At 44.6% G+C, this 24,050-nt stretch carries 20 protein-coding genes and 2 pseudogenes; 9 read left to right on the top strand and 13 right to left on the bottom strand.

Annotated elements, in window-relative coordinates; all coding sequences use genetic code 11:
- Positions 1 to 171: 171 nt before the first annotated feature.
- A complete protein-coding gene (gene sfsA, locus F6K64_RS09380) occupies positions 172 to 903 on the bottom strand; it encodes a DNA/RNA nuclease SfsA (protein WP_008188741.1) in 732 nt (243 codons plus the stop codon).
- Between the two features lie 14 nt (positions 904 to 917).
- Between sfsA and F6K64_RS09375 the strand changes: the two genes are divergently transcribed.
- Entirely contained in the window at positions 918 to 1,055 is a 138-nt protein-coding gene (locus F6K64_RS09375) for a hypothetical protein (protein WP_154659929.1), read from the top strand.
- Between the two features lie 168 nt (positions 1,056 to 1,223).
- On the opposite strand, the gene F6K64_RS09370 is transcribed toward F6K64_RS09375, so the two are convergent.
- Positions 1,224 to 2,570, bottom strand: a complete 1,347-nt coding sequence (locus F6K64_RS09370; RefSeq protein ID WP_008188739.1) for a RuBisCO small subunit-like domain-containing protein — start codon at positions 2,568 to 2,570, stop codon at positions 1,224 to 1,226.
- 188 nt (positions 2,571 to 2,758) lie between these two features.
- The gene (locus F6K64_RS09365; protein WP_154659928.1) at positions 2,759 to 2,953 is read right to left on the bottom strand and encodes a hypothetical protein; all 195 of its coding nucleotides are present in this window, start codon (positions 2,951 to 2,953) and stop codon (positions 2,759 to 2,761) included.
- Between the two features lie 236 nt (positions 2,954 to 3,189).
- Between F6K64_RS09365 and F6K64_RS09360 the strand changes: the two genes are divergently transcribed.
- From F6K64_RS09360 to F6K64_RS09345, 4 genes are all read left to right on the top strand, one after another.
- On the top strand, positions 3,190 to 3,345 hold the full coding sequence (locus F6K64_RS09360; RefSeq protein ID WP_154659927.1) for a hypothetical protein: 156 nt from the start codon (positions 3,190 to 3,192) through the stop codon (positions 3,343 to 3,345).
- A 70-nt stretch (positions 3,346 to 3,415) separates the two neighbouring features.
- The gene (locus F6K64_RS09355) at positions 3,416 to 4,582 is read left to right on the top strand and encodes a GumC family protein (RefSeq protein WP_008188733.1); all 1,167 of its coding nucleotides are present in this window, start codon (positions 3,416 to 3,418) and stop codon (positions 4,580 to 4,582) included.
- 154 nt (positions 4,583 to 4,736) lie between these two features.
- Entirely contained in the window at positions 4,737 to 5,081 is a 345-nt protein-coding gene (locus F6K64_RS09350) for a GNVR domain-containing protein (RefSeq protein ID WP_008188731.1), read from the top strand.
- Between the two features lie 280 nt (positions 5,082 to 5,361).
- Complete coding sequence (locus F6K64_RS09345; RefSeq protein ID WP_229414732.1) at positions 5,362 to 6,033, top strand: CpsD/CapB family tyrosine-protein kinase; 672 nt, start codon at positions 5,362 to 5,364, stop codon at positions 6,031 to 6,033.
- A 359-nt stretch (positions 6,034 to 6,392) separates the two neighbouring features.
- Here the strand turns inward: F6K64_RS09345 and F6K64_RS09340 are convergent, their stop codons facing one another.
- On the bottom strand, positions 6,393 to 6,782 hold the full coding sequence (locus tag F6K64_RS09340) for a hypothetical protein (protein ID WP_008188729.1): 390 nt from the start codon (positions 6,780 to 6,782) through the stop codon (positions 6,393 to 6,395).
- 224 nt (positions 6,783 to 7,006) lie between these two features.
- A pseudogene (locus F6K64_RS09335) lies at positions 7,007 to 7,207 on the bottom strand (hypothetical protein); the annotation flags it as partial.
- Between the two features lie 278 nt (positions 7,208 to 7,485).
- Here F6K64_RS09335 and F6K64_RS09330 point away from each other — a divergent pair.
- Positions 7,486 to 8,400, top strand: coding sequence for a restriction endonuclease (locus tag F6K64_RS09330; RefSeq protein ID WP_008188725.1), 915 nt, complete (start codon positions 7,486 to 7,488; stop codon positions 8,398 to 8,400).
- A gap of 729 nt (positions 8,401 to 9,129) precedes the next feature.
- A pseudogene (locus F6K64_RS38820) lies at positions 9,130 to 9,243 on the top strand (IS630-like element ISMae26 family transposase); the annotation flags it as partial.
- 287 nt (positions 9,244 to 9,530) lie between these two features.
- Here F6K64_RS38820 and F6K64_RS09320 read toward each other — a convergent pair.
- From F6K64_RS09320 to F6K64_RS09310, 3 genes are all read right to left on the bottom strand, one after another.
- Positions 9,531 to 10,736, bottom strand: coding sequence for an aspartate aminotransferase (locus F6K64_RS09320; RefSeq protein ID WP_044494956.1), 1,206 nt, complete (start codon positions 10,734 to 10,736; stop codon positions 9,531 to 9,533).
- A gap of 798 nt (positions 10,737 to 11,534) precedes the next feature.
- Entirely contained in the window at positions 11,535 to 12,695 is a 1,161-nt protein-coding gene (locus F6K64_RS09315) for an iron-containing alcohol dehydrogenase family protein (protein WP_044494954.1), read from the bottom strand.
- An 802-nt stretch (positions 12,696 to 13,497) separates the two neighbouring features.
- A complete protein-coding gene (locus F6K64_RS09310; protein WP_008188719.1) occupies positions 13,498 to 14,292 on the bottom strand; it encodes a lysozyme in 795 nt (264 codons plus the stop codon).
- Positions 14,293 to 14,790: 498 nt separating this feature from the next.
- On the opposite strand from F6K64_RS09310, the gene F6K64_RS09305 reads away from it, so the two are divergent.
- A complete protein-coding gene (locus F6K64_RS09305; RefSeq protein WP_008188717.1) occupies positions 14,791 to 14,961 on the top strand; it encodes a hypothetical protein in 171 nt (56 codons plus the stop codon).
- On the opposite strand, the gene murI is transcribed toward F6K64_RS09305, so the two are convergent.
- The 4 genes from murI to F6K64_RS09285 all read right to left on the bottom strand — a co-directional run bounded on the left by murI (position 14,958) and on the right by F6K64_RS09285 (position 21,005).
- A complete protein-coding gene (murI, locus tag F6K64_RS09300) occupies positions 14,958 to 15,854 on the bottom strand; it encodes a glutamate racemase (RefSeq protein ID WP_008188715.1) in 897 nt (298 codons plus the stop codon). The genes F6K64_RS09305 and murI overlap by 4 nt on opposite strands.
- Before the next feature lie 125 nt (positions 15,855 to 15,979).
- Positions 15,980 to 17,914, bottom strand: a complete 1,935-nt coding sequence (locus tag F6K64_RS09295) for an N-acetylmuramoyl-L-alanine amidase (RefSeq protein WP_044494951.1) — start codon at positions 17,912 to 17,914, stop codon at positions 15,980 to 15,982.
- A gap of 448 nt (positions 17,915 to 18,362) precedes the next feature.
- Positions 18,363 to 19,790 carry a cation:proton antiporter gene (locus tag F6K64_RS09290; protein WP_008188710.1) on the bottom strand — a complete coding sequence of 476 codons (1,428 nt, stop codon included), beginning with the start codon at positions 19,788 to 19,790 and terminating at the stop codon, positions 18,363 to 18,365.
- A 258-nt stretch (positions 19,791 to 20,048) separates the two neighbouring features.
- A complete protein-coding gene (locus F6K64_RS09285; RefSeq protein ID WP_131827072.1) occupies positions 20,049 to 21,005 on the bottom strand; it encodes a hypothetical protein in 957 nt (318 codons plus the stop codon).
- Positions 21,006 to 21,395: 390 nt separating this feature from the next.
- Between F6K64_RS09285 and F6K64_RS09280 the strand changes: the two genes are divergently transcribed.
- The gene (locus tag F6K64_RS09280; RefSeq protein WP_044494947.1) at positions 21,396 to 22,100 is read left to right on the top strand and encodes a tetratricopeptide repeat protein; all 705 of its coding nucleotides are present in this window, start codon (positions 21,396 to 21,398) and stop codon (positions 22,098 to 22,100) included.
- Positions 22,101 to 22,222: 122 nt separating this feature from the next.
- Here the strand turns inward: F6K64_RS09280 and F6K64_RS09275 are convergent, their stop codons facing one another.
- Positions 22,223 to 22,615, bottom strand: coding sequence for a slr1601 family putative cell division protein (locus F6K64_RS09275; protein WP_008188704.1), 393 nt, complete (start codon positions 22,613 to 22,615; stop codon positions 22,223 to 22,225).
- Positions 22,616 to 24,050: the final 1,435 nt, after the last annotated feature.

The following is a 24,050-nucleotide window of genomic DNA, read 5'->3' as shown; positions in this document are numbered from 1 at the left end:
TCTTGGCGAATTAAATTCGCCAAGGTCAAGCGCACCTCTATAGCGTTTATAATAGCTATGAGGTACACAAGATTTTTTCACTATTGCCTATTGCCTATTGCCTATTGCCTATTGCCTTTACCTAAGGGATTTTATTAACAACTCCAAATTATACATAACCTACTAACACCCTCAACACTCAAAGGTTGCTAACCCCAAATAGCGAACTCCTGACGGGGTAATTTCAAAGCGACAAGGCAACACTTCCAAACCCTTGCTAACTGCTTCCCTTAAGAGTTTACCATAGTCTGGGTCATAGTTATCACCAGGATAAAAGTGCAAACAATCAGCACGATTAATAAAATAAAGCATCACCGCTCGTGCTTCGGGAAGTACTGCCATCAGTTCTTGCAAATGTTTTTGTCCACGAGTAGTAACTGTATCAGGAAATAAAGCACGATTCTCTTCAGCTAAGGTAGCACTTTTAACTTCTAAATAAATCGGACGATCTGAGCCAGTCAGTAAAAAATCTACGCGGCTTTTCCTTTCTTTTCCGTAACGCACCTCAGGGCGGATTTCGCTGTAGCTGTCGGCTAATTCTGGAATCACTTTTTGTTCCAACGCTAACTTAATCACTCGATTAGGTAAAGCCGTATTAACCCCTACCCAAGTTGGTTCATTGTCCTTGACCTGAATCATTTCCCAAGTGTATGGTAACTTCCGCTTTGGGTTATCACTATGGGACACTTGTACAGCAGAGCCAATGGTTGATACTCCGATCATTGGGCCAGTGTTGGCGCAGTGAGCAGTAATAATTTCCCCTGATGGCAGTTCAATATCCGCAAGAAAGCGTTTGTAGCGTTTGAGTAAAGTTCCAGCTTTTAGGGGTGGGTAGGAGTAAATCAAGTTATTGTCATTAGTCATGTTAAAATTGTGGATTGGTTAATTGTAAAGATGTCAGCTGTCAGCCGTCAGCTGTCAGCCGTCAGCTGTCAGCCGTCAGCTGTCAGCCGTCAGCTGAAAATAAACTTCAAAAGGGAGAATTTAATATAGCGTTTATCGCAGTTATGAGGTAGAATTATCAACCTCAAAGTCGCCCTTATTAAGGGGGATTTAGGGGGATCAATTTGTACCTTATGGGATATAGAATTGCTATAGTTCCAGATTAATGAGAATTGAAAGTCTAGGGATTTACCCATCAGCTGATAGCTGATAGCTGATAGCTGAATGCTTACGTAAAGATATCAAGGACGTTGGATAATCTTTTCGATAACCCGCCGCTTGGCTTTGGTGTCGATACCAATTAGGCGCACATACTCACCCTTATGCTCCCCTAAGCGTTCTGTCAAAGCTGCGATCGCTTCCGATACATTGTTTTCTGGTAATGGATTCCCACTTTTCCAAGCATTATTCTTAACGCGACGCTCATTGCCGTATTCTAGGGTTAGGCGGTAACCTTGAGCCAAAAGCTCTCCAATCTGCTCTTGGGTTTCTAGATCTAATCCTAGATCTAAGGGCTTTTTGCTACCGTTGTGCTGTCCTATCTGACATTGATTTAACCCGTTGGCGACCTTAGGGCTAGTTGACTCACTGATGACTGGATTGGATAGAGGTGCCTTGTGGTTTGCTTGAGGTTGGTCAGGGGTTGGGATATGAGAATTACTATTTGTATTAGTATTTGTATTACTTGCTGGGCTCGTCAGGGAGGGGACTTGATTGTACTCCCTAGCTAGTCCGCTGAGCTCCAACCGTTGCTGCTCAGCTTTAATCAGTTCTCCAAACTCAATTAAGCGGGAGATGCTAAAGTTTGGTGTTTCAAATTTGGGCGGTCCTTGCTTACTGTTGACTACACGAGAAGAAACTCGGTCTATACCAATATCATAAATAAACTTACGGATTTGTTCATCGTAAATACGCGATCGCAAAGCACTGAAGAAATCAATCGCTTGATTGTCGAAGGTATCAATCAGTTGTTCAATCTCCCCGCTAGAGAGTCCATCTCCGTGAAAGATACCACTAACAATACCAATCCGGTCTTCTCGGTTGGGCTCCCAGTAGAATTTGCTCATCCGACCATCCCGAGTCAAGGGCGCATACAGAGTAGAAAAATCATTACCAGTGACAATAATCGGTACTCGGTGGATCGGTTGTGAGTCATAACTCCCTGGAAGTTGGACATTGGTAGGATTATCAGCAATGTTCATCAAAGTCCCATGCACCAGCTGGGTATTTACCGTATATTGGGTTCGTTCATCGAACCGTCCCGCCCCAGCATCCAAGTCATTAATCATCAGCACACACATCTTACCCTTGACTCGGATCATTTCAGCCGTTTCTCGGTAGCGCAAGCGGATCAGACGGGCTGGATCCCCAGCATCTGGGCTTTCTAGCTCACCAGAAGACATATGAACCGCTTCAATTCCCATGCGCTCGAACACAAGCTCACACTGAAAGGACTTACCCTCCCCCTTCCGTCCATGAATTCCCAAAATTAGAGGCACACGGACATGGGGTATGTCAAGGAAGTTTTTAGTGATGTGAACTGCCAGTTTATCGATAAACCGGGGAGAAATGTAATAGTGCTGGGACATACAAACAGGTGCTATGGTAAGAATCTCGTCAAATCCGGCAATTTTTCAGCCTATTGGAAATACTATTACAGTTTGTTGAAGGTTTAATCGGGTTAATCGGGTTGAAGGTTGAAGGTTGAAGGTTGAAGGTTAGCTGGTTGAAGGTTGAAGGTTATTTGGTTGAAGGTTGAAGGTTATTTGGTTGAAGGTTATTTGGTTGAAGGTTGAAGGTTATTTGGTTGAAGGTTGGCTGGTTGAACGCGATCGCGTGGCCTTTTGGCCAAGGTTGGCTGGTTGAACGCGATCGCGTGGCCTTTTGGCCAAGGTTGGCTGGTTGAACGCGATCGCGTGGCCTTTTGGCCAAGGTTGGCTGGTTGAACGCGATCGCATGGCCTATTGGCCAAGGTTATTTAGTTGTTCGCCTTTGGCGTTCGGTGTAGGGTAGGTTATGTGGTTGTTTGCCTTTGGCCTCTGAAGTAGGGTAGGTTTAAAGTTGACAGCGAACAGCCAACATTCAAGCATCAACCCAATTAACCCTTCAACCAGCCAACCCAATTAACCCTTCAACCAGCCAACCATCAAGCCGATTAACCCTTCAACCAGCCAACCATCAAGCCGATTAACCCTTCAACCTTCAACCTTGGCCAAAAGGCCACGCGATCGCGTTCAACCTTTAACTCGATTAACCCGATTAAACCTTCAACCTTCAACATTCAACCTTCAACCTTCAACATTCAACCTTCAACCAGCCAACCTTCAACAAACAGTACTCAAATTGGCGTATTGGCACAATTGAGACTATTGGTTGGGCTAGGATATCCCTAAATAAGCATCAGGTACTTAAACAATTTTTTCTTGAGCTATTTATGGAATCTCCTGAATCCTCAAGGTTTGAACAATATTGGTGGATCCTGAAGCGACGTTGGCTACCAGCTTCCGGTATTTTTGTATCAGTTTCTGTGATTATGTCTCTGGTGGCATCATTGCAAAAGCCGGTATATGTAGCCCAAGGATTGCTGTTATTTAAGCGGCTTAATACCACGTCTTCAGTTACCGAGGTAGGTAAAGAAATCGGTATTTTACAACCTCTGGTAGACCAAAGTAATCCTCTAGATACAGAAGCCAACATCATGATGTCTGAGCCTCTGGCTCAAAAGACAATCACCGCACTAAATCTTAAAGATAATCAGGGGCAACCTTTAGCAATTAAAGACTTTTTGCACAATGTCAGTGTTACCAATATTCGGAAAACTGATCTTCTGGAAGTATCTTACCAATCTCAAGACCCTAAAGAAGCAGCAGCAGTTGTTAATCAACTAATGACTATCTATTTAGAAAATCACTTAGATTTTCAACGGGCTGAAGCTGTAGCTGCTCGGAAGTTTATTGAGAAACAGTTACCTCAAGCAGAAGCTACTGTTAGTAAAACAGAAGCAGCTTTGCGTCAGTTCAAACAAGAAAATCAAGTGATATCTTTAGACGCAGAAGCTCGCTCAGCTATCGAAGTCCTGACAGATTTGCAAAAGGAAATTGCTCAAAATCAGTCTAAAATGGCTGATGTCAATGCCCAGTACGAATCGCTCCAAAAACGATTGGGCATGAACTCCAAACAAGCTGTAGCTCTTACAGCTCTTAAACAGTCTCCTGAGGTGCAGGAGGCACTCCAAGAATTGCGCCAAGTGGAAGTCGAACTGGCCCTAGAGCGTAACCGTTTCCAATCCACCCATCCCACAATTGCTAAGTTAGAAAGTAAGGTAGCCAGCCTAAAAGGTATCCTAAACCAGCGAGTAAAACAGGTTTCTAATGCTAAGCCGAAACCTGCTAGCCAGCTTTTTAAACTAGGAGAGTTACAACAAGACCTGACTAAAGAGCGTAAGTATTCAGCTCTCAGCTCTCAGCTCTCAGCTCTCAGCTCTCAGCTCTCAGCTCTCAGCTCTCAGCTTTTGAATAAGCGATGCAGCGCGGTCTTGGGGGTTTCCCCCACTCGCTATTGCATCAAGACAACAAGTAAGCATTGGAATAATGCTGAGTGAAGTCCCAGCGTCGTTCGCACAGCGTGGCCAAACGCGCACGCGTGGCCGTTCGCGTAGCGTGGCCAAAAGGCCAAAAGGCCAAGGCCAAAGCCTGTGCCAAAAAGCACCTCAAGCAGCTTGAGCCTTTAGCTCACGGCTGACGGCTGACGGCTGAATGCTTACTAAAGAGCTAGTAGAATTAGAAGCAGCTCGTTTAGGTTTGGCTAATCAGACAAAAGCCTTAGTCAATGCCCAAACCGCTTACCGAAAAAGACTTAACGATCTCCCTAGACTGGAACAACAGCAGCGCGAGTTAGAACGGCAACTTGATGTGTCCCAATCCACCTATTCTCTGTTGCTAAATAAGCTTGGAGAAATTCAGGTAGCGGAAAATCAAAACATGGGTAATGCCCGCATTATTGCAGGGGCTCAGGTGCCGATGATTCCGATTTATTCTGCTAAAATAGCCTATATTGCTGCTTGCTTTCAGGGACTGTTTGCGACCGCAGCAATTATTTAGATTTTAGAAACAAGAGATAAATCTCTGAAAACCATTAAAGACGTGGCGTTGCTTATTCTGGGTATGGTTTTGCCCCCCTAACCCCCCAATTCTGGGGGGAATAAGACCTTCAAAGTCCCTTCCGGTGCGCGCCTCCTAGGGCGAGTAAATCGCCCTTGGGTCGCACCGCAAAGTTGGGGGATTTAGGGGGCTTTAACTTTCACCAGATGATCGCGAATTCATTCCTTAATTCAGCAACGCCAAAGACGTTAAGCAATTATTTAAATTTACCTTGCTGGGTGTGATTCCCCACTTTAGTAAAACTCAATTATTAAATCCATCACAGGAAGTTTTAGATCCATTTACCCCCCAAGTTATTGTTCGGAATACGCCTCGGTCTCCCATCAGTGAATCCTATCGGATGCTGCAAGCAAATCTCAAGTTTTTGAGTTCAGATAAAGCCCTCAAGGCGGTGACTGTGACTAGTTCCTTACCTCAAGAAGGTAAGTCAACGGTGTCTGCTAATTTAGCAGCAGTGATTGCTCAGCGAGGAAGTAAGGTATTGCTAATCGATGCTGATCTCCATAAGCCTGTTCAACATCGGATCTGGGATTTGTCCAATGAAGTGGGCTTGAGCAATATGCTTGTGAATCAGGTTAACTTGGGGGATGCCATTAAACCAGTAATCGAGACTCTGGATGTCCTGACCTCTGGAGTAGTACCTCCTAATCCAGCAGTGCTTCTGGATTCCCAGCGCATGGCTTCATTGATTAACCATGTTGCTAGTCGTTACGACTTTGTGATTATTGATACCCCTTCTTTAAACGTTGCTGCTGATGCTCCTATCTTAGGAAAAATGACCGATGGTGTGCTGTTAGTTTCCCGACCTGGAGTGGTAGATTCTGGTAGTGCTGCTTTCGCCTTTTGGAGCAGTCTGGTCAGACTGTTCTGGGCTTGGTGGTTAATGGCGTGATTCCTGATAATGAGCCTAACAGTTATTACCATTTTTCTCAGGAATACATTTCAGATGAAAGCGTTGCTCTTAATAGAATACTTGATGTTGCTAGTTATGAGTAATTAGATCATATATAGCAAAGGGAACAGGGAGTAGGGAGTAGGGAGCAGGGAGTAGGGAGTAGGGAGTAGGGAGTAGGGAGTAGGGAGGACGATTTCCCCTTATTCCTAGATACTGAATCTAATTAGAATTGACGATTTACTATTGACCATCATCCCTAGATAATTAATAGATAATTACAAAGAACGGGAGATAGTGCGAAAGATGTAGTGATTAGTTAGAGTGCATTGACTTTGTGGAGTTCTACGTTGCCTCCTTCAAAGACTTGAATCATGAGTTGATAGCCTGTCTTGATGCAGTCGCTCATGGGGGTAACCCCCAAGACCGCGCTGCATCGCTTCCATCAATGACATTCCAACAAGTGGTTCTGAATCAGCTTCATCGATGGGAATTGTTAGAGAGAATCCGTCCCATAGGATAACTACCTCATACACATTAAAAATACATTCACTACCATCCCCAAGAAGAGCGCGTCCTCGCCTTTTCCATCTCAGATTTAACTGAGTAATCAAATCTGGAGACAGTGAAAGCCAACCATTAAACCCTGTATCTATGATTGCCGCTTGAGTGTAAATTTTACCATTCAAGCCATAAATTGAAATGGGAATAATGGGTTCAAAGTCTGCATTAACATTTCCTCTAATCATCCCGTTCTTTTTCCACGTCCACCGAACCGACGAACATAGCGTGAACCAATCCGGACTATCCAGATTTGAGAGGTTGTCTGAAAAGTCTCATTTGCTACATCCAAGCCCCCGTTGGTCCCCCAATTTTGGGGGACTTCTACCAGCAAATTGATTCTTGTTCCCCCCAGAATTGGGGGGCTAGGGGGGCAAAATTCAGTATCAAAAAACTTTTCAGATATCCTCTGAGCATCTGGGTTACGGGCTTCGAGGCGATCGCAAGCGGCTATTTCCCTTGGGTCAACCTCAAAATCGCCTGTTTCAATATCAATGGCAACAATCTTGCCGTGATTCCCTGCTTCGACCTTTGGACGCACCTGAGTTTCGTAGATTTCATCACCACGTCGAGCAAATTCTTCTTTGCTGTATCGAGGTTGTCGGACTGTCATTGGAATGATCTTGTTTCAGCTTTACGCCTCTATTTTAACTTAGTCGTGGGGCGCACTCATCAAGCAGGATTCCCATAGGTTGTCAGCAGTAAGCTTTGACTTTATTCACGCTAACCATAAGTAGACAACGTAAAGTGGTTGGTGTAAACCTGTTATTAGCTTGCTTCGTCGTTAATTCAATAATCCCCTATTTCCACTGATGTCGTTACTCAGTTTGGAGGGAATACTGGTGACAATTAGAGCAATTCTCTAAGCTAACAATATTGAGGAATAGTGATATGGATGAAGTGGTTAGAAAGTTTGCTGCACTAGGCTTACCTGGTGTGATACTTCTAATTGCTATGGCAACAACGGGATTTACTGGAGCAGCAGCGATCACAGCGGCTTTGGCAATGTTAGGTCCATTCGGAATGATCGGAGGCATTGCTTTTCTTGGGGTGGTGGGAATAGCTGCTGATGGCTTATCGAAATTCGGACTTGAAGCATTACTGGTTGGAATATATAAAGAGCGCCAACAAGAAGGAGAATCTAAAGCATCTCTCTGTAAAGAGATTGAACGGTTAATGGTTTCTCGTGATTTGAAACGCAAACTCAAAGAAGAAGTGAATAATGGTAAATCTTCGGTTGAGGATAGGCGGGCATCGAATTCATCATCTTTTGATAATTTAGGAATAAAGAAATATAAAGTTGATTGGAAACGCAAACTCAAAGCAGAAGTAAATAATGGTAAATCTTTGGTTGATGATAGGCGTGAATCGAAACAGGATATTGATGAACACTTAGATATTGAATCTATAGAGGATATTGATGAACACTTAGATATAATTGATAAAATGAAGGGGAGGGAGTTTAAAAAATTTATGGCTAAATTATTTAAGCAACTGGGCTACCAAGTGAAGCGCACTGCAGCAACTGCGGATTATGGAGCCGATCTGGTAATTAAAAAAGGGGAGATAAAGGCTGTTGTTCAAGCCAAGATACAACAAGGTAGCGTAGGGATTAAGGCCGTTCAGGAAGTAACAGGGGCAATTGGCTATTATCAGGCGAACCTGGGACTAGTTATCACTAATAGTAAGTTTACAGAACCTGCAAAAAATCTGGCAGCTAAGACTGACATTATGCTTTTTGATAGGGATGATTTGAAAAAATTAATTAAAAAAGTATATAAGCAAAAGCCTTCTGAAGATAGCTGAGGGGGTGACATGAGCCCCAAAAAGCTTACTCTATAAGGCTTTGATGCCAATGGGCTCATGGAAGATACAGTCGGAAATTAACCCTCAAGTCATTGTCTTGATGCAAAGCGCGAGTGGGGGAAACCACGGCAGTCGCTCATGGGGGGAACCCCCAAGACCGCGCTGCCTCCCCTGTTCCGAAGCTGCATCGCTTAATGGCAAGCTCAAACCCTTATAACTACGTCCAAAGGAGCGCCCAAAACAGAATGTATATTTTTGGAACTTATGGGCTGAAATTATTATCCAGTAAGGATTTCAGCTTGTATGTCACCCCCCCAGGAAGATAGTTCATTGTAAAAAACACCCGCTGTTTAATTGCAGCGGGTGTTGAGTGAATAATTCAGAATGCTGGTAAAGCATAATTGAGTATCTCCTGCATGACGCGCTGGTAGTGTTTAGCTAAAATTTCGCTACCGCTCGGAATGATAGGAGGTATTGCTTTTTTTGGGGTTGTCGGAATAGCTGCTGATTGCTGATCAAAATTAGGACTTGAAGCGTTACTGCTTGGAATATATAGCGTTTCTCATAGCTATGAGGTACAATTATAAATAGATTAAATAGTTAATTATAAAAATTTCGTATGAAACCTTACTCTCTTGACTTTCGGCAAAAAATTCTATAAATTCATAACAAATAAAAATTATCAAGGTGCGCGCCTCCTAGGGCGAGTAAATCGCCCTAGGGTCGCACCTCCGAAACTTAGCTCAACGTTTTGGTGTAGCCAAAAGCTTTATTCAAAAATTACTAAAACAACATAGAGAAACCGGAGATATTAAACCGCAACGTCAAGGGGGAAGTCCGCCAGGGTGCATCTCAGTTTTGCCATTAGGCAAAACTGAGATGCACCCATTCTAAACTCTGGCCATTCTCACTGACAGCTATACGCAAAAATCGCTGTCGGTAAGGATAGTTAAGGCAAATGCAAGTTGTAAACCGATGCTACCAGATTTGATATAATTCCCCCAACAGTTGTTGAGTTCACTTACCTGCACCTACCTACAACTTGCACCTATTTACAACCTTAAACCTTAAACCTTAAACCTTAAACCTTAAACCTTAAACCTTAAACCTTAAACCTTAAACCTTAAACCTTAAACCTTAACCATTGTTTCGGCTTGGTAGCGGATATTAGCTTGTTTCAACCGATTGAGGGCTTCACCCAAGCGATCGCATTCCGCAATCAAACTAATCCGCACATACCCTTCACCCCCGATGCCAAAAGCATTTCCCGGCGTGAGGACTACTCCAGTTTGCTGCAAAACATCCAGAGCAAAATCCGTTGAACTTACCCCTACTGGGCAAGGAACCCACAGATACATGGTTGCCTTGGATTTAGGAATCTGCCAACCCAACTCTGCCAAACCCTCAATCATGAAATCTCGGCGGCGGCGGTAACGGTTTTGGACGTCTTGAAGGTAAACATCTGGCAGTTGCAAGGCCGCTTCAGCAGCGGTTTGCAAGGCAGCAAAGATCCCATAGTCCAGATTAGTTTTTAAGGTACGCAACCCTTGAATAATGCGGCTATTCCCCACTACAAAGCCAACGCGCCAGCCAGCCATATTATAAGTTTTGGATAGGGTGTGGAATTCTACACCAATATCTTTAGCGCCAGGAATTTCCAGCAAGCTAGTAGGCTGATAGCCATCAAATGCTAATTCCGCATAACATAAGTCATGTACTAGCAGAATTGAGTACCGACGGGCAAAGGCAACAATTTCTTCAAAAAACTCCCTTGGGGCGGTAGCGGTGGTCGGATTACTGGGATAGTTAAAATAGAGGATCTTAGCTCGTTGGGCAACCTGATCCGGAATTGCCCCTAAATCAATCAGCCAATCATTCTCCCGTTTCAAAACCAAGCTGTGAATTTCCCCCCCAGCAATCAACGGACCCCGGAAGTGGACCGGATAAGCAGGAGAAGGTACTAAAATCAAATCTCCCGGATTCACATAGGCCAAGGCTAGGTGAGCTAGTCCTTCCTTGGACCCTAACAGAGGTAAAGCTTCACTGTCTGGGTCTAGCTCCACATCATAGCGGCGGTGATACCAATTCGTAATTGCCCGACGGAAATTAGCAGTCCCCTCAAAGGGAGGATAACCATGGTTAGCCGGATTTTTTAAGGCTGCGATCGCTGCTTCGATCACCGGCTGCGGTGCTGAACCATCAGGATTACCCATCCCCAAGTCAATCAAATCCAGCCCTTGCTCACGGGCTCTTGCTTTTAATTCATCTAAACGAGCAAATACATAGGGAGGGAGTGCGCTTAGTCGTTGTGCTGGGGTAATCAAATCTACCATCATCAGTGTCAGGTTTGGAAGTTAGCCGGTTGAAGGTCAAAACCTAGAATTTTTGACTTTGGCCAAAAGGCCACGCGATCGCGAACGAGTTGAGAGCCAGTATAAGGGAAAATGCTAGTAATATAAAAGGTTATTAGAAATCCGAACACTGAAAACTCCGCCACAAAGCGAGCGGAGATGAAAGCGACTAGCGCGCTTTTAGCCTAAAAGAAATCTAGTCTAAAGGGTTGACGATTATCTAGCCCTAGGGTATATAAGTATAGGGTACAGGTTGAAAAACCGAGGCGCAACCGGGAGAGAAGCCCGCCACTGCTTGACCTTAAAACAGTAATGCCCGGAGGGCAGGGAAAATCCTCCTTAAAAACCCAATCGTTAACTAACAATTAACGTGTGAACCCAGAAAAATCACAACTTGAGAAAAAGAAACGGTACGGTGGGGCACACCGGAACCAGGCGACAAGGAAGAGAAACGGACTCTTAAAGGCACTTCCAACTAAGTAACCAAACGCCTAGGGAGAATCGCCCTCTGGGTCTGTCGTAAATTGACTAAAAACTTGGTCTTGACGGGTTTTTGGTTAAGTACTGTCCTATTTTTGACGGCGTTAAAGATAGGAATACGGCGGTTTAAGGCGGCTCGTTGATCTAGGAATCCCCGCGCCTAATGGTCGGGGAGTGTCAACAGGTTTGAGCTCAAAAGCTGCAACCTTAACCCAACACCGTTCAACCTACAACCTGCAACCTGCAACATTTTTGAATGAAGAATGTAGAATTCCAAATTCTACATTCTTCATTCTACATTCTTCATTCTGACAGACAACCTTCAACCTCAACCGCTGGCAAACTTAACTCCTTACGACTGCCCTCAACTAGTATCCTAGTAGAAACCATTGCTGCCATCAGCTGTTCTGGAAGCACCTTAAACGGTAGCCGATGAATATCAGAATTTTCCCCACAGGCAATCTCAGCTGCTTTCTGTAACTGAGCCAAGGTAATCGACCCTAATCCCAGGTCTTGGAGAGTTTGGGGCAAACCAAGCTCAGCATAAAACTTCAGCAACTGTTGCCGTGCTGATGCCGCCAGTTGGTTCCCCTGAAGCATTTCTTCCAAACGCAGCTGCACCAAAATGCCATAAGCCACCTTTTCACCATGTAAAGAATCGTGAGCTGCTGGGATATGAGTTAAACCATTATGTACAGCATGGGCAGCAACAGTACGACATCGAGCTCCACCCAAGCCCCCAATCACACCAGCCAGTAAAACTGTTGCATCAACAACTTCCCGCCAAACTTGACTACCAGGTTGGGTTAGAGCCTCAACCGACTTTTGGAACAAAATATCTCGCAATACCCTTGCCTGTTGGACAGCCGCAATAATTAGAGTATCTGTAGCGCTACCACTACTAACCGAAGCTTCGTACCACTTCGCTAAGGCATCACCAATCCCGGCAACTAGGGTACGTTGGGGCGCTGTCTGAATCAAGCTGTAATCGAGTACCAATAAATCTGGGCAATGGTCAAGTCCAACATCATACAGGAAAGCCCCATGGTCAGAATAGATATTAGATAGAGCTGTCCAAGCGGCACAGGTAGCAGCAGAGGTGGGTACAGTAACCACAGGTAACTGGCACTGGTGCGCTAGGATTTTAGCAGTATCCAACGCCTTACCTCCGCCAATCCCAATAATCAAGTCAGATTGATGAGCAGCAACAGCTTCTGAGAGTTTAGCTAGAGACTTCTCACTGCAATCAGGACTGTAGGATGCGCATTCATAACTGAGTTGATGCTGTTCCAAAACCGATTCCAGTGATGAGGCTAGGGTAGCCAGAGTATGCTGACCTCCTAGAATCAAAGGACGATTTCCCAGCCGTGCGATCGCATTTCCTGATTCTTCCAAGGAGCAACGCACTACTTGAGTCGGTGCCACGTTTAGGTAAAGCAAGGAAGTAGGTGCTTGTTTGGTCATGCCTGTAGCCCAAATAAACTTTTGGTTTGTTGACACTCCCCGCCCGCTTATGGACGGGGATTCTCACTTCAACGAGCTGTCTTGCCTAACCAGGCCGGAGCCAGGAAAGGTAGAGGACAATTCTCCATGAGCGTGTTTGGTCTATGACCTAGGTTTCGGTGTGCCCCACCGTACCTAAATTATTAAGGATTTAGATAGACAATGATTTTAAATATTTTGGCTCTCCTAGAGTGGCTATTATAAAGTATAAAATAATCGCCATAGCCTTTACTAATCAAGGGTTTGATTAATTTAAAAATGCCAATAAACTAAAAATGTATTTTTAGTTTATTGAATCCCTTGCTATTTAAGGGGTAATCGCTAATTTAAACTACTCATTTACTATAATCAGTCTAGGAGAGCCCATATTTTTTTTAATCTTAGATTTTCATAGACGACCAAATCGTTAGATTGGATTATGCAACATGCTTATCTCTTAGCTTGTTTTTTACATTGTCTACTTATTCTAAGATAGTGTCTATCCGTATTGTTTTTAGTTATCTGTTATATTTTTCAATAACACGCTCTGTGAAAACTGTCAAGTCAGAGATTAAAATAAAAGCCGTCCTAGAAGGACGGGGCTTTAAACCCATTTTTTTGGCTAAGGTGAGTAATTACCTTACTGGGTGATAGGTCTTTTATTATACATTTTGCCAAACTTAGAGGGGTTAGGGGTTAGGTATTAGGTGTAGCCTTGGATGACAATCTTCAACCTTTCAAACTTTCAACCTTTCAACCTGCAACCTTTAACCTTCAATTTGAATTAGCTCAGAAACAGTTTACGCTCCGCTTCTCTGCGTTTGCTCAAGCCTAATAGGACTCGACCACCACCCTTGTTCCAACGAAGAAACTCATTGGCAGCCCCTTGATCATCACCATGATTCAACTTACGTAATAATGTCGAGCGCCTAAACGCTGTTGGTCCTATATTGAACACAAAGCTAACTAGAGCAGAGAATTGATTATCAGTCAGTGATACTTTGACAAGATTACTCACCGTAGATTCAGAACTTTCTAAATCTTGTCTGAGCAATTTCTCCCCTTGCTCAACAGTGATGATATCTCCTATCCTAACACCAGCAGTATGACCCCATCCAATAGTAGGAATTCCCACCGGATCGATATAAGCTTCTACTCTGCCATCAGGGCACCTTTTATGGAGTCCTTCAAACTCTTTAACAAGATCTAAACCAGCTTGGTTAATGTTTCTATCGGTACCTGGTGGCAACTCTGGTGTTACTTTATTGATGATAGCATCAAAGTAAAACTGAGCCGTTTGAGGACCAATAATTCCTCTGACAGCTCCAGTATTACCGAGTTTGTTAGCATCTTTAAACTTATTGACTCCTGCCTCAGACAAGTCCAAGCCGCATTCTTGACACAGTTCAAGAAAATTTTCTAAAATTATAGGGTTAATAACGTCTTCTACCTCCAATTCCATTAATTCTTGGAGTTGACTAACCTGAGGCACTGGCAGGTTGACTAGAATGTCAAGTGCATAGCGTTCTTCCACAGAAAGGCTATCGATGTTGATGTCTTTAATAGTTAGAGCTGACATAGTTGGATTACTTATAAAATTAACGTAACGTTATTGGCGATTAAATCTGCTTTACTAATTATTATATCCCTGATTTTTTATTGCTAAAGGTTAAGGGTAAATTATTAATTCGCAATTTTTAATGGTTATAAAAAAGCGATAAACCAGATTTTAATAGACAAGAGTCGCCCAGGAAAAAAATTCCATGACTTGACTCTGTTTCTTGACTAAGCTGATAGCTGACTGCTTACTCAACAACTAGGGTTTTGAGTTACTAAAGTAGTCTTCAGCGTGAGTTTTCGCTTTTACGTTAATTGTGATAAGTTTGAAACAAAAATTTACAAAACTAGGAATTCCCCTTTCCCGTCTCTTGGTGCGCGTTCCCGTGGGCGACAGATTATTAAGGGTAATTATCCGGAGATGATATGACAAGCCGAGCCAAACCTTGATTTAGCTTGATTTAGATCTAGGGTGAGTTAAAGGGGTTAAAGTGACCGAAAAAATTGCGAAAAATTAATCATGATAATAACTAACTTAGGTGAAATCGCCTCTGAGCAACGACTTCACCTAAGGAAAGTGGGATGCGTTAACTATTGCCTCCACAAGCAATTTTATGGTAAAAAAAATCGGTCTATTATTGGTCAGTCTACCGATTCTAAAGGTGCGCTTTCCGTGATGGCGTTCGCTTAGCGTGACCTACGGTCAAGGGATTGCTCGCCATCACGGGTCGCACCTAAAGGTATCCTAGGGATTGACACCTGTGGTAGATGTATTTTTTCAACTGTTGGAGTGTAACCCAGCCATTGTAGGGACTGTTGGGCAAACTGTTGAGGACAACCGCTGACCCCAAAGCGAGTTGGTCTTGCCTCCCCAGTATTCTTCCCTCCAATTAAATCCAGTTCTTGAGCAGCAGCAGCAACAACGTATTTCGCTGGGTCTACCAATTTAACGTCTGGGGGTAATATTTCCCGTAGGATCGGTTCGAGATGGGGATAATGAGTACAGCCATAAACTAGGGTATCAATTTGGGCTGCTAGCAAAGGTTCTAGGTACTGCCGTGCTACCGCTGTAGTGTAGGGTTCGCACAAGCGATTTTGCTCCACTAATGGCACAAACTCCGGACAACCCACTTGCCAGACCTGAGCCGTTGGTTCAACCTCTAAAATAGCATTTCGATAAGCATTGCTGGCAGCCGTAGCTGGTGTAGCAATCACCCCAATCCGACGACCTTGGTGGAGCGCCGCACGGGCACCCGGTAGAATCAGCCCCAGCATTGGGATGTCAAACTCACTACGCAGAGTTTCCAATGCCAGAGCCGAACTGGTGTTGCAGGCCATCACCACCATTTTGACATCCTGTTGCACCATCCAGCTGAGAATCTCGAAGCCGAACTGCACGATTTCATCGGTAGATCTGGTACCGTAGGGTAGCCGTGCTGTGTCAGCAAAGTAAATAATTGATTCGGATGGTAGTTGTTTGTATAGTTCCCTCAGAACAGTCAGACCCCCCACACCACTGTCGAAAATCCCGATAGGACTACTCTGGGGTTGAGTTCGAGAGATCAAAATTTGGTTATTGATCATTGGCTAAGAATTGGCACCTACCCACCCAGGGGCAATAAACAAATTACTTAGGTTCGCTCAAAACAAGAAAATTGTTAGATTATAGGTTAGCAATTATCAATTAAGAATTGACAAAATATCAGAACTTAACTTAGGTCAACCGATTCTGCCGAATATAACCGATTTTGCCGAATATATAGGAGGATGCCACGAGCGATCGCTCTAGCCATCTGGCTGCGATAGGCGGAAGTTTTCAGTTTAGCGGAGTCTTCATAGCCGGTTAGAAAACCAACTTCTACCAGAACTGCTGGCATGGAGGTTTTCCTGAGCACATAAAACCTCGCCCGTCGGGTACGTCGGTCACTAATATCCACGCTCCGCAAGATAGTGTAGTGGATGGTTTGGGCAAGACTCTGACCAGTAGAGTAGTAGTAAGTTTCTAATCCATTCACATCCGGTCGGTTACGCCCGATAGCATTAGCGTGGATGCTGACAAATAAATCAGCATCAGTCCGTTCTGCCACTTGAACTCGTCCATTCAGACTGATGAATCGGTCATCTGAGCGAGTCATGACAACCTGGATCCCCTGTTTTTCCAACAGCGCTTCCACCTGTCGGGAAATCGACAAATTAACATCCTTCTCTTGTATACCCCCAATCCCAATAGCACCAGGGTCTTTGCCACCGTGTCCGGCATCAATGACCACTACCAGGCGCTCTTTGGGAACCCGACGTCTGGGAATTGGTGGGCGAGTCCGGTTAGGCGGTGGCACAGGAATCGAGTTAGGCGGTGGCACAGGAATCGAGCGCGGGGGTATCCTGGTTGGCCTCCTTGATAGAAATGGTCTCAGTTGCAGAGCCAACAGCTGATCATTGAGCTGATTGAGGCTACCAATTCGGGTACCGTTTGATGGTTGTACCAGAATCAGCACCGTGTTTTTGTCCTCCTGCCGAACCATCACCTCTGATACGGGACTAGTGGTATTAAGTTGAGGGCCACTGAACTTCTCAGCTAGTTTGGCATTCGGTATAGTAATTTGGTAAGACTTTGAACGAGGATCCCATTTGCTAGTGGCTCTGACCCGTTGGTTAGCCTTAATCAATAGCTGAGTCTGATTACTAGCCAGTTCCACTGACCCAATGGTGGCTAACTTACCGGTATTAGCCGAGCCACGAGATTGAATCGGTTTCGTTGGCACTTTGGATGTTGGTCCATTATCTAAGCGTTGAGCTGGGATCCCCCTAGGGAAAATCAACACCCCTCCCAATCTTTGACTGAACGATGCCAGCCAATCAGGGCTGTCACTATCCACATTTAGGGTCATCCGGACAATCGGTGGGGACTCTTTTTTCTTTTCAAACTCGATTTTGCTAACCCCGTAGCGATTTACCTCCAAATCCTCCCCTAACAGACTCTCGGCAATTGTAACCCCTTCTAGGTCGATGTTAATGCGGCGGTTATTGCGACTTCGTTCGATTTGAATGATAGGTTTCCCACCATCGGTACTGACAAAAAATCCATTTCTATTGATCTGAAAGCCTTGGCGGCGAATCCCCGGATTGGATCTCGGAATAGTTGGATTGGATCTCGGAATAGTTGGCCGTGGTGGAGGGGATTGAGTGCGGGTCGGTGGCTGAGCCGGTGGTAGAGATGGCGGTGCTGGGTTAGGCAGAACCGGCAGTGACCCTCGATAAGGCTGAGGTAATTGTACAGTCCACTGATTGGGGCTAATACCCCGAAATTTTACCTGCTGGGGGTCTATAGTGTAACCAGGAGCCAATTCAACCACAATCCGAGTGGTTTGTCTCTCAAATTGACCCACTCGCACTTCTCGAATCGCCCCGCTTAGACGCTGATTTGTTGATGGACCTCCGACGTTAATTCCCGGTAAATCAATCACTAACCGGGTAGGATTAGAAATGAGTTGGGCTGTGGGTTGTACACCCACATCAGTGGTAAATTCCAGGCGATTCTGATTGCGATCATATTGCCAAAATAGTAGTTCACGGGCTTGAGCCGCCAATGAAAATAGAGAAAATGTCAAAGAGCTGGAGAGTAGCAGTAGCCAGCGAAACCTCACAATTCTTACTCCTGTATCATGTATCTTAGGTAATTGGTTATAGCAATTGGTTATAGCAATTGGTTATACCAGCTGTTAGCGGTTAAGTATTAGACCCCAACAGCTGCCTAGAGTAGGCTATAGTTAACCGCTAATCCCTAACCACTCACGATGAATACCCCTAATTAATAGCCCAGTCAAGCAATGTCTAGTCTGTTTGACTAATAAGATTAATCTGATTAATCTTATTAAAACCGTTAACAGACTCGGACGTAGAGTAGCTTGGTTAAGTTTCAAGAGTTTCAGTATACACGGGTTTCTCTGAATCGAAAATTTGGTTTTAGTTAACACACTTAGCTTTGTCAAATCTTAAAGCATACACAATCAACTAAATTGAACAGGATTCTTCAAGAATCCTGCATCAATAATTGTCTTTAATCAGCAAGCTCAGATAGCTTAGCAACAAGTCTCAAGACTCTCCAGCTGTTTCCACCGGCTCAGATGGCTCTTGAAAGACCAACCGCAACAAAGGCGGAGCGATAAAAGTCGTTAAAATAACCATCATGATAATCGCTGCTTCAGTGGCTTCTGAAAGAGCACCACTTGCTGAACCAACACCAGCAAAGACTAGCCCCACTTCACCTCTGGGAATCATGCCAACCCCAATAGCCAGACGGTTAATTCCTGATTGACCAAAGACTGTCAATCCTGTGATCACCTTACCAAGAATTGCCACCACAATCAGGAAAGTTGCCAAGATCAAACCCTCGCGATTACTGGGAACTGCTGGGTTAAGCACACTCAAATCAGTTTTGGCTCCCACAGTAACAAAGAAGATGGGCACAAGTATATCTGCCACTGGTAAGACCTGTTCTTCTAATTCTCGACGCTTATCCGTCTCTGCCAAGACTAGCCCAGCAGCAAAGGCTCCCAAAATGGCTTCTAATTGGATAGCTGTGGCAATATAGGACAAGACAAAGGCAAAAATGAGTGCTGTCAGTAATACCTGACCTCGGGTTTTCATTTCCTTGACCAAGGCAACGAAATACGGACCGAGGAAGCGACCGATTAGAATTGCTCCAACTAGGAAGACACCAGCACTAATAATCAAATAGATCACATTAGTGATCACGACTTCCCCAGTTTTTGCCAGACTAGCCACCACAGCCAGGACGATAATTCCTAGGACATCATCGAGTACGGCAGCACCAATGATAATTTGCCCTTCTTTAGAACTCAACTGTCCAATTTCTGCTAGGACTTTAGCGGTAATCCCGATACTAGTGGCAGTTAGGGCAGCACCAGCAAAAATAGCAGGGACAGCAGAAATATGAAATAGGTAAGCTAAACCAGCAGTACCAGCAGCAAAGGGGACAACCACGCCAACTACAGCTACCACAGCAGCCTGCGGACCAACACGGATCAGTTCTTTGAGGTCAGACTCTAGTCCAATTTCAAATAACAGGATGATAACGCCGAGTTCCGCTAAGACGGAAATCACCTCGCTAGTAGACTGAAATACTGAGTTGGTAGCTTCTGGGGTTAGACCAGCGGTAGTTTGCAGAAAGCTCATCATTAAGGAATTGCTAGCCACACTGCCCCCTTCTGGGAAAACTAGCAGATTTAGGGCAGAAACCCCGACAACTACACCACCGACCAATTCCCCTAATACCGGTGGTAAGTTAATCCGAGCACAAATTTCGCCTCCAAGTTTACTGGCGAAGTAGATCACCACTAGACTCAATAGCACTCCTGCAAGAACCAGTGAACCGTTTTCTGCTTCATTAGCATTAGCAGTGGCTTCCGTTGCTGTTGCCAATAGGGATGGCAGAGGGTGTTCAGGGGGGAGGAATGGTAAGGGGGTGAGGAGATTCACCCAGGCAGTTGTATCAGCCATGTAGTTGCGAATAAATCATTCATTATACTTTACAAAAATTATGGCAATCCTTGAGCCTCTCAGGTCTAGTCAGGGGCTCAAACTAAGCTAGTACTCTGTCAATGGAGTTTTGATGCTTAGGTGTTAGGTGTTATGTATTAAATGTTAGATGTCAGGTTTGAGGTGTTAGATGTTGGGTTAAGTTATGGTACTTAATTCCTAATCAAGGGCGTGCCAACAAACCAACTTGTCTAGGAGAAGAACAACCCGATCGCTTGGTTAAAAGAGCTCATGGGGAAAATCATCACATCTTAACCTTTCGTATTCTTTGAGAGCCCACTCATTCTCTTCAGTGTATTTGGTTACCAGCTTAATGCATTGCTGTCTACGTCGATCCTGCTCCTGAGCTTGTTGTTGTGCTTTTTCTCTAGCTATGCGTTGAGCCTCTTGCTGGGCTTGTCGTCTGACTCGTTGAGCATCTTGCTGGGCTTGTCGTCTGACTCGTTGAGCTTCTTTGTGGGCTTCTATGGTAGAAATTTTAGCATCTGCCCTGTCTATAATTGGTTCAACTTTCTTTTGCCAATAGCTAGTGGTCACCCTCCTAGCCTTTTGCTTAGCCTGTTGCCATTGACCTGCCTCCAGAGCTTGAAGTGCTTGTTTGCGAATCGATACATTCACAGCCCACTCTTGTTTCCATTGGGCAATGGTCTCGGGTAATCTTTGACGAATCAGATTAGTTTCAGGAATGACTTGAGTTAGAGCAATGGCTTCATTGAGCTTCCCTTGTTCCTGATACAGCTTGGTAGCTTTCTGAAATAGGCGGTTAGACCACTGATTAATTAACTGTTGTGCCTCTTGGTAAGGAGCACTATCTGGGGTCAGTTTATTGGCCTCGATAATTGCGTCTTTAAATTGGTTCGCTGCAGCTAGTATCTTAGCTTTGCCAAATAGTTTCTGGGCACACTCATTAAAAATCACCTGAGTCTGTTGATATATAGGCGACTTTTCAGGAATAGTCGTGGCTTTATTGATGCATTCTTCATATTCCCGTTCTGATCGGTGCTTCTGAATCTCTTCTAAGCGTAATAGTAGATTTCGATAACTTTGCCATTCTTGATATGACCAACCTAGCCCTGCACCAATGACAGCAACTGCTAGCCACATCCCTACCATTCGCAGCCATTGGTTGGTTGGGGGCGAAGACACAGGTGGAATTGAAGGTGGAAGGGATGGCACAGGATTTCCTCCTGAGAGTGGATGCGGTGGAATAGTAACTATACTATTTTGAACACATCTATCCGCTTTCTGCTATAGCTGCATTTCAGTAATGACACCCAAACCCCAAACCCCAAACCCCAAACCCCTAGGGAATTGTGCATCTTCCCAAAAGTGTCCAGTCCCAGCCCCTCTATAAAATCATCCGGACAAAATTAATTCGTCTTTCAGGAAACTGTAATATTACTGCTGTAGTCTTCAAAGAAGAGTCCCAAGTTGTAGGGACAATCTGGATGGTTTTCTTGGGTACACCGAAGACGCATTAATAAGTGACACATTAAGACCAACCAGCTGGGTGCTGTTAGCCGTAAGGTTGAATCTAGATAGGCTGCAAATGAGGTTGAGGCAAATATGAATGCTCCTACTTTTCTAAATCGGCAAAACCAAAATCGACAGTGGTTCCCAATGTCCCGTAAAAACCACAGGCATTTAGCGCCAGTGAGGCTAGTGCCTAGAAAAAGCCACATACACTCTGTGAAAAGCCTGCGCACCTTAGCAAACTCGAAAGTGAAACAAGGGGATTACAACAGTGCGATCGCATTGTTAACCCAGTTGATTAATCTCAATCCCACCAGCGCATCAGACTACAACAATCGGGGATTGCTGTATTTCCAAAGTGGTCAGCCCTACAAAGCCTTATTTGATTACAATCAGGCACTGGGAATTGATCCAACATTGGACAGTGCTTACAACAATCGCGCTAATTATTATGCATCAGTTGGGCAACTGGCTGAAGCCCTCACCGACTACGAGCAAGCTATTGATCTCAATCCGGGAAATATCCGCACCTGGATTAACCAAGGGATCACCTTCCGGGAATTGGGATTGTACGATTTAGCCCTAGAAAACCTTGACATGGCTCTAATGCTGGGATGCCTGGAAGACCATGTCTATGCTCAGAGAGGGCGTACTTACCATCTCAGGGGTGACTGGAACTGTGCCATCAGCGACTATCACAAGGCTCTGAAGTGGCTGCCAAAGTCTGGTTCTTCTGATTCCTTGCGCGAGAAAGTGGAAAATTGGATCAATGATTTGCTTAAGCCACTGAGAGCTTGAAGGGGTTAGTGCTTAGCTCTAACGGTCCCAAACAGCGATTCGACCTAGGAGACGCTACGCGAACGCATCGAGCCACCTCGACCTATTACCTTTAGCTCAGTTTATGCCCACCGGAAGTATAACTAATTTCCATCCCCTAAGTCGGGATCTTGCCAGACGACCTGAACCTGATTTGGATCACGTCGTAAGCTTTGCTCTCGCATTACTTTCTGGGCTTGCCTGGGGTCAAAAGAGCGACTGAATTCACGGCGCAATTTATTCACTCGTGTTTCAGTTCGCTTCACCTCTCGTTTGACTTCTCGCAACTTGGCTTGCTGTGAGAGATGATAAGGTAATAGTTCCATTAGTGCGGTAATCGCAGCGGCACAGAGAACTAGGTTAACAAGTAACTTAGCAGTAGTTTCACCAGCAACTGCCCCGTAAGACTGTCGCTGCGGACGGTGCTTGATTCGAGGAACTCTTCGGCGAGGTTTTGATGGTAGCCGAGTTGAGTGAGGGGGTTGGATTGCGTTCATTTCCGTTTACAATGCCACGCTGGCACACCAGCGCCCTTGGGTTTATTATTGGGTTGATTAGGATAGAGTTTTGAGTATGCACCTTTTATTTAGCCAGATAATTTAGCTAAAGAATAGTCTTTATGGAAGAATCAAACCCCCAAATAGACTAAGAGCTTAGCATAATGTGAGTTCGATCACATAAATTGCCTGGTGTTGACTCCAATCCAAGGGAAAGGATCTTCCACTCAGGATAATAATTCAGAATTATTGCTTATAATATATAAAATATCTATTAACATTCCCAGGTAGACTGGCGTTGGCAGCCATCATTCAAATCCAATTCCCCTCCCGTTATACCCGCGTATGAAGCGCGGGAAAGGGGGCTTATAGAGTGTGGACGCAGGTGACCCACACAGCCCGGAGACGAAACCTTAAAATAAGGTTTGAAGTTACCGTAAGATCAGGTCGCCTTTTTGGGTTGTAGGTTATGCAGAAAAGGTTTAAAACTGTTGTTATAAAGGCGACCTGATCTAAGGTTTCGTCTCTTGCCTTAATCATGGAGGCGCGCTTGACCCGTAATTAAATTCGCGCGATTGTCGCGCCTCAAAGTTTTAAGCCTTTTCAGCCAAGCCTCCCAACCATAAAGGCTGCCCCAGCGAGGGATTGCTCGCTGGGGTAACTTCTGACCCTTGGGAATTGGAGACTCAATCTGTTGCGCTTCTTGATGAGCTCTGCTAAGATTAAAAAATATTAATGCACCCAAAAGGTGCCGGTTTGCGCGCCAGCTGAAAAGCCGCTGCTAAAAGCGTAGATCAAGATGCAAGTAAGCTCAATGATTTGGTCAGAGAGTCTAGAGGCTGTTTGGCTCAGCCATTAAGAGTTTTATGCTCTTAAGAATCCCTGACTATAATCGCGTGATGAGCGTGAGCGAGTGTCAAGGATTTCACTAGCTTTAATGAGGCTTCGCCATTGATTAACTAGTTTAAGTGACATACTCCCACACGCTCATCGAAGATTACAGTGTGGGCTTCTTACCAACTCCAGCCATCGCGAACGGATACACGGGTTACTTTATTAACGACACGGGATGCCCCTCCGCGCCGGAACAATACAATAAGTTCTATTTTTAATTAGTAGGTGGCGGTTAGCTCTTAATTTGTTTTCCCTACTATTTTTAGTATAACGTTTTTCAGGCTGTTTATCAGAGTTCCTGTCCGCGATTCATCCCTGGAGACGAAACCTGATTGTTAGTGGAGCCAAAATCGGCAAAGTTTTAACCCTTTTACGCATAACCGACTAACCATAAAGGCGACCAGTACCTTACGGTAACTTTAAACACTCATGCTGGGCATTGAGATGTGGGATGAATCGCGGAGGAAGCTAACCCACCCAAATCCTAGATTATGGGTGGGTTAGTTAAACTATTTTGTTTATCCTTTGTCCGCTCTAGATC

This window comes from Moorena sp. SIO3A2 (genome assembly GCF_010672265.1).
GTDB classification, from domain to species: domain Bacteria; phylum Cyanobacteriota; class Cyanobacteriia; order Cyanobacteriales; family Coleofasciculaceae; genus Moorena; species Moorena producens.
This window is presented reverse-complemented; position numbering and strand designations above follow the sequence as displayed.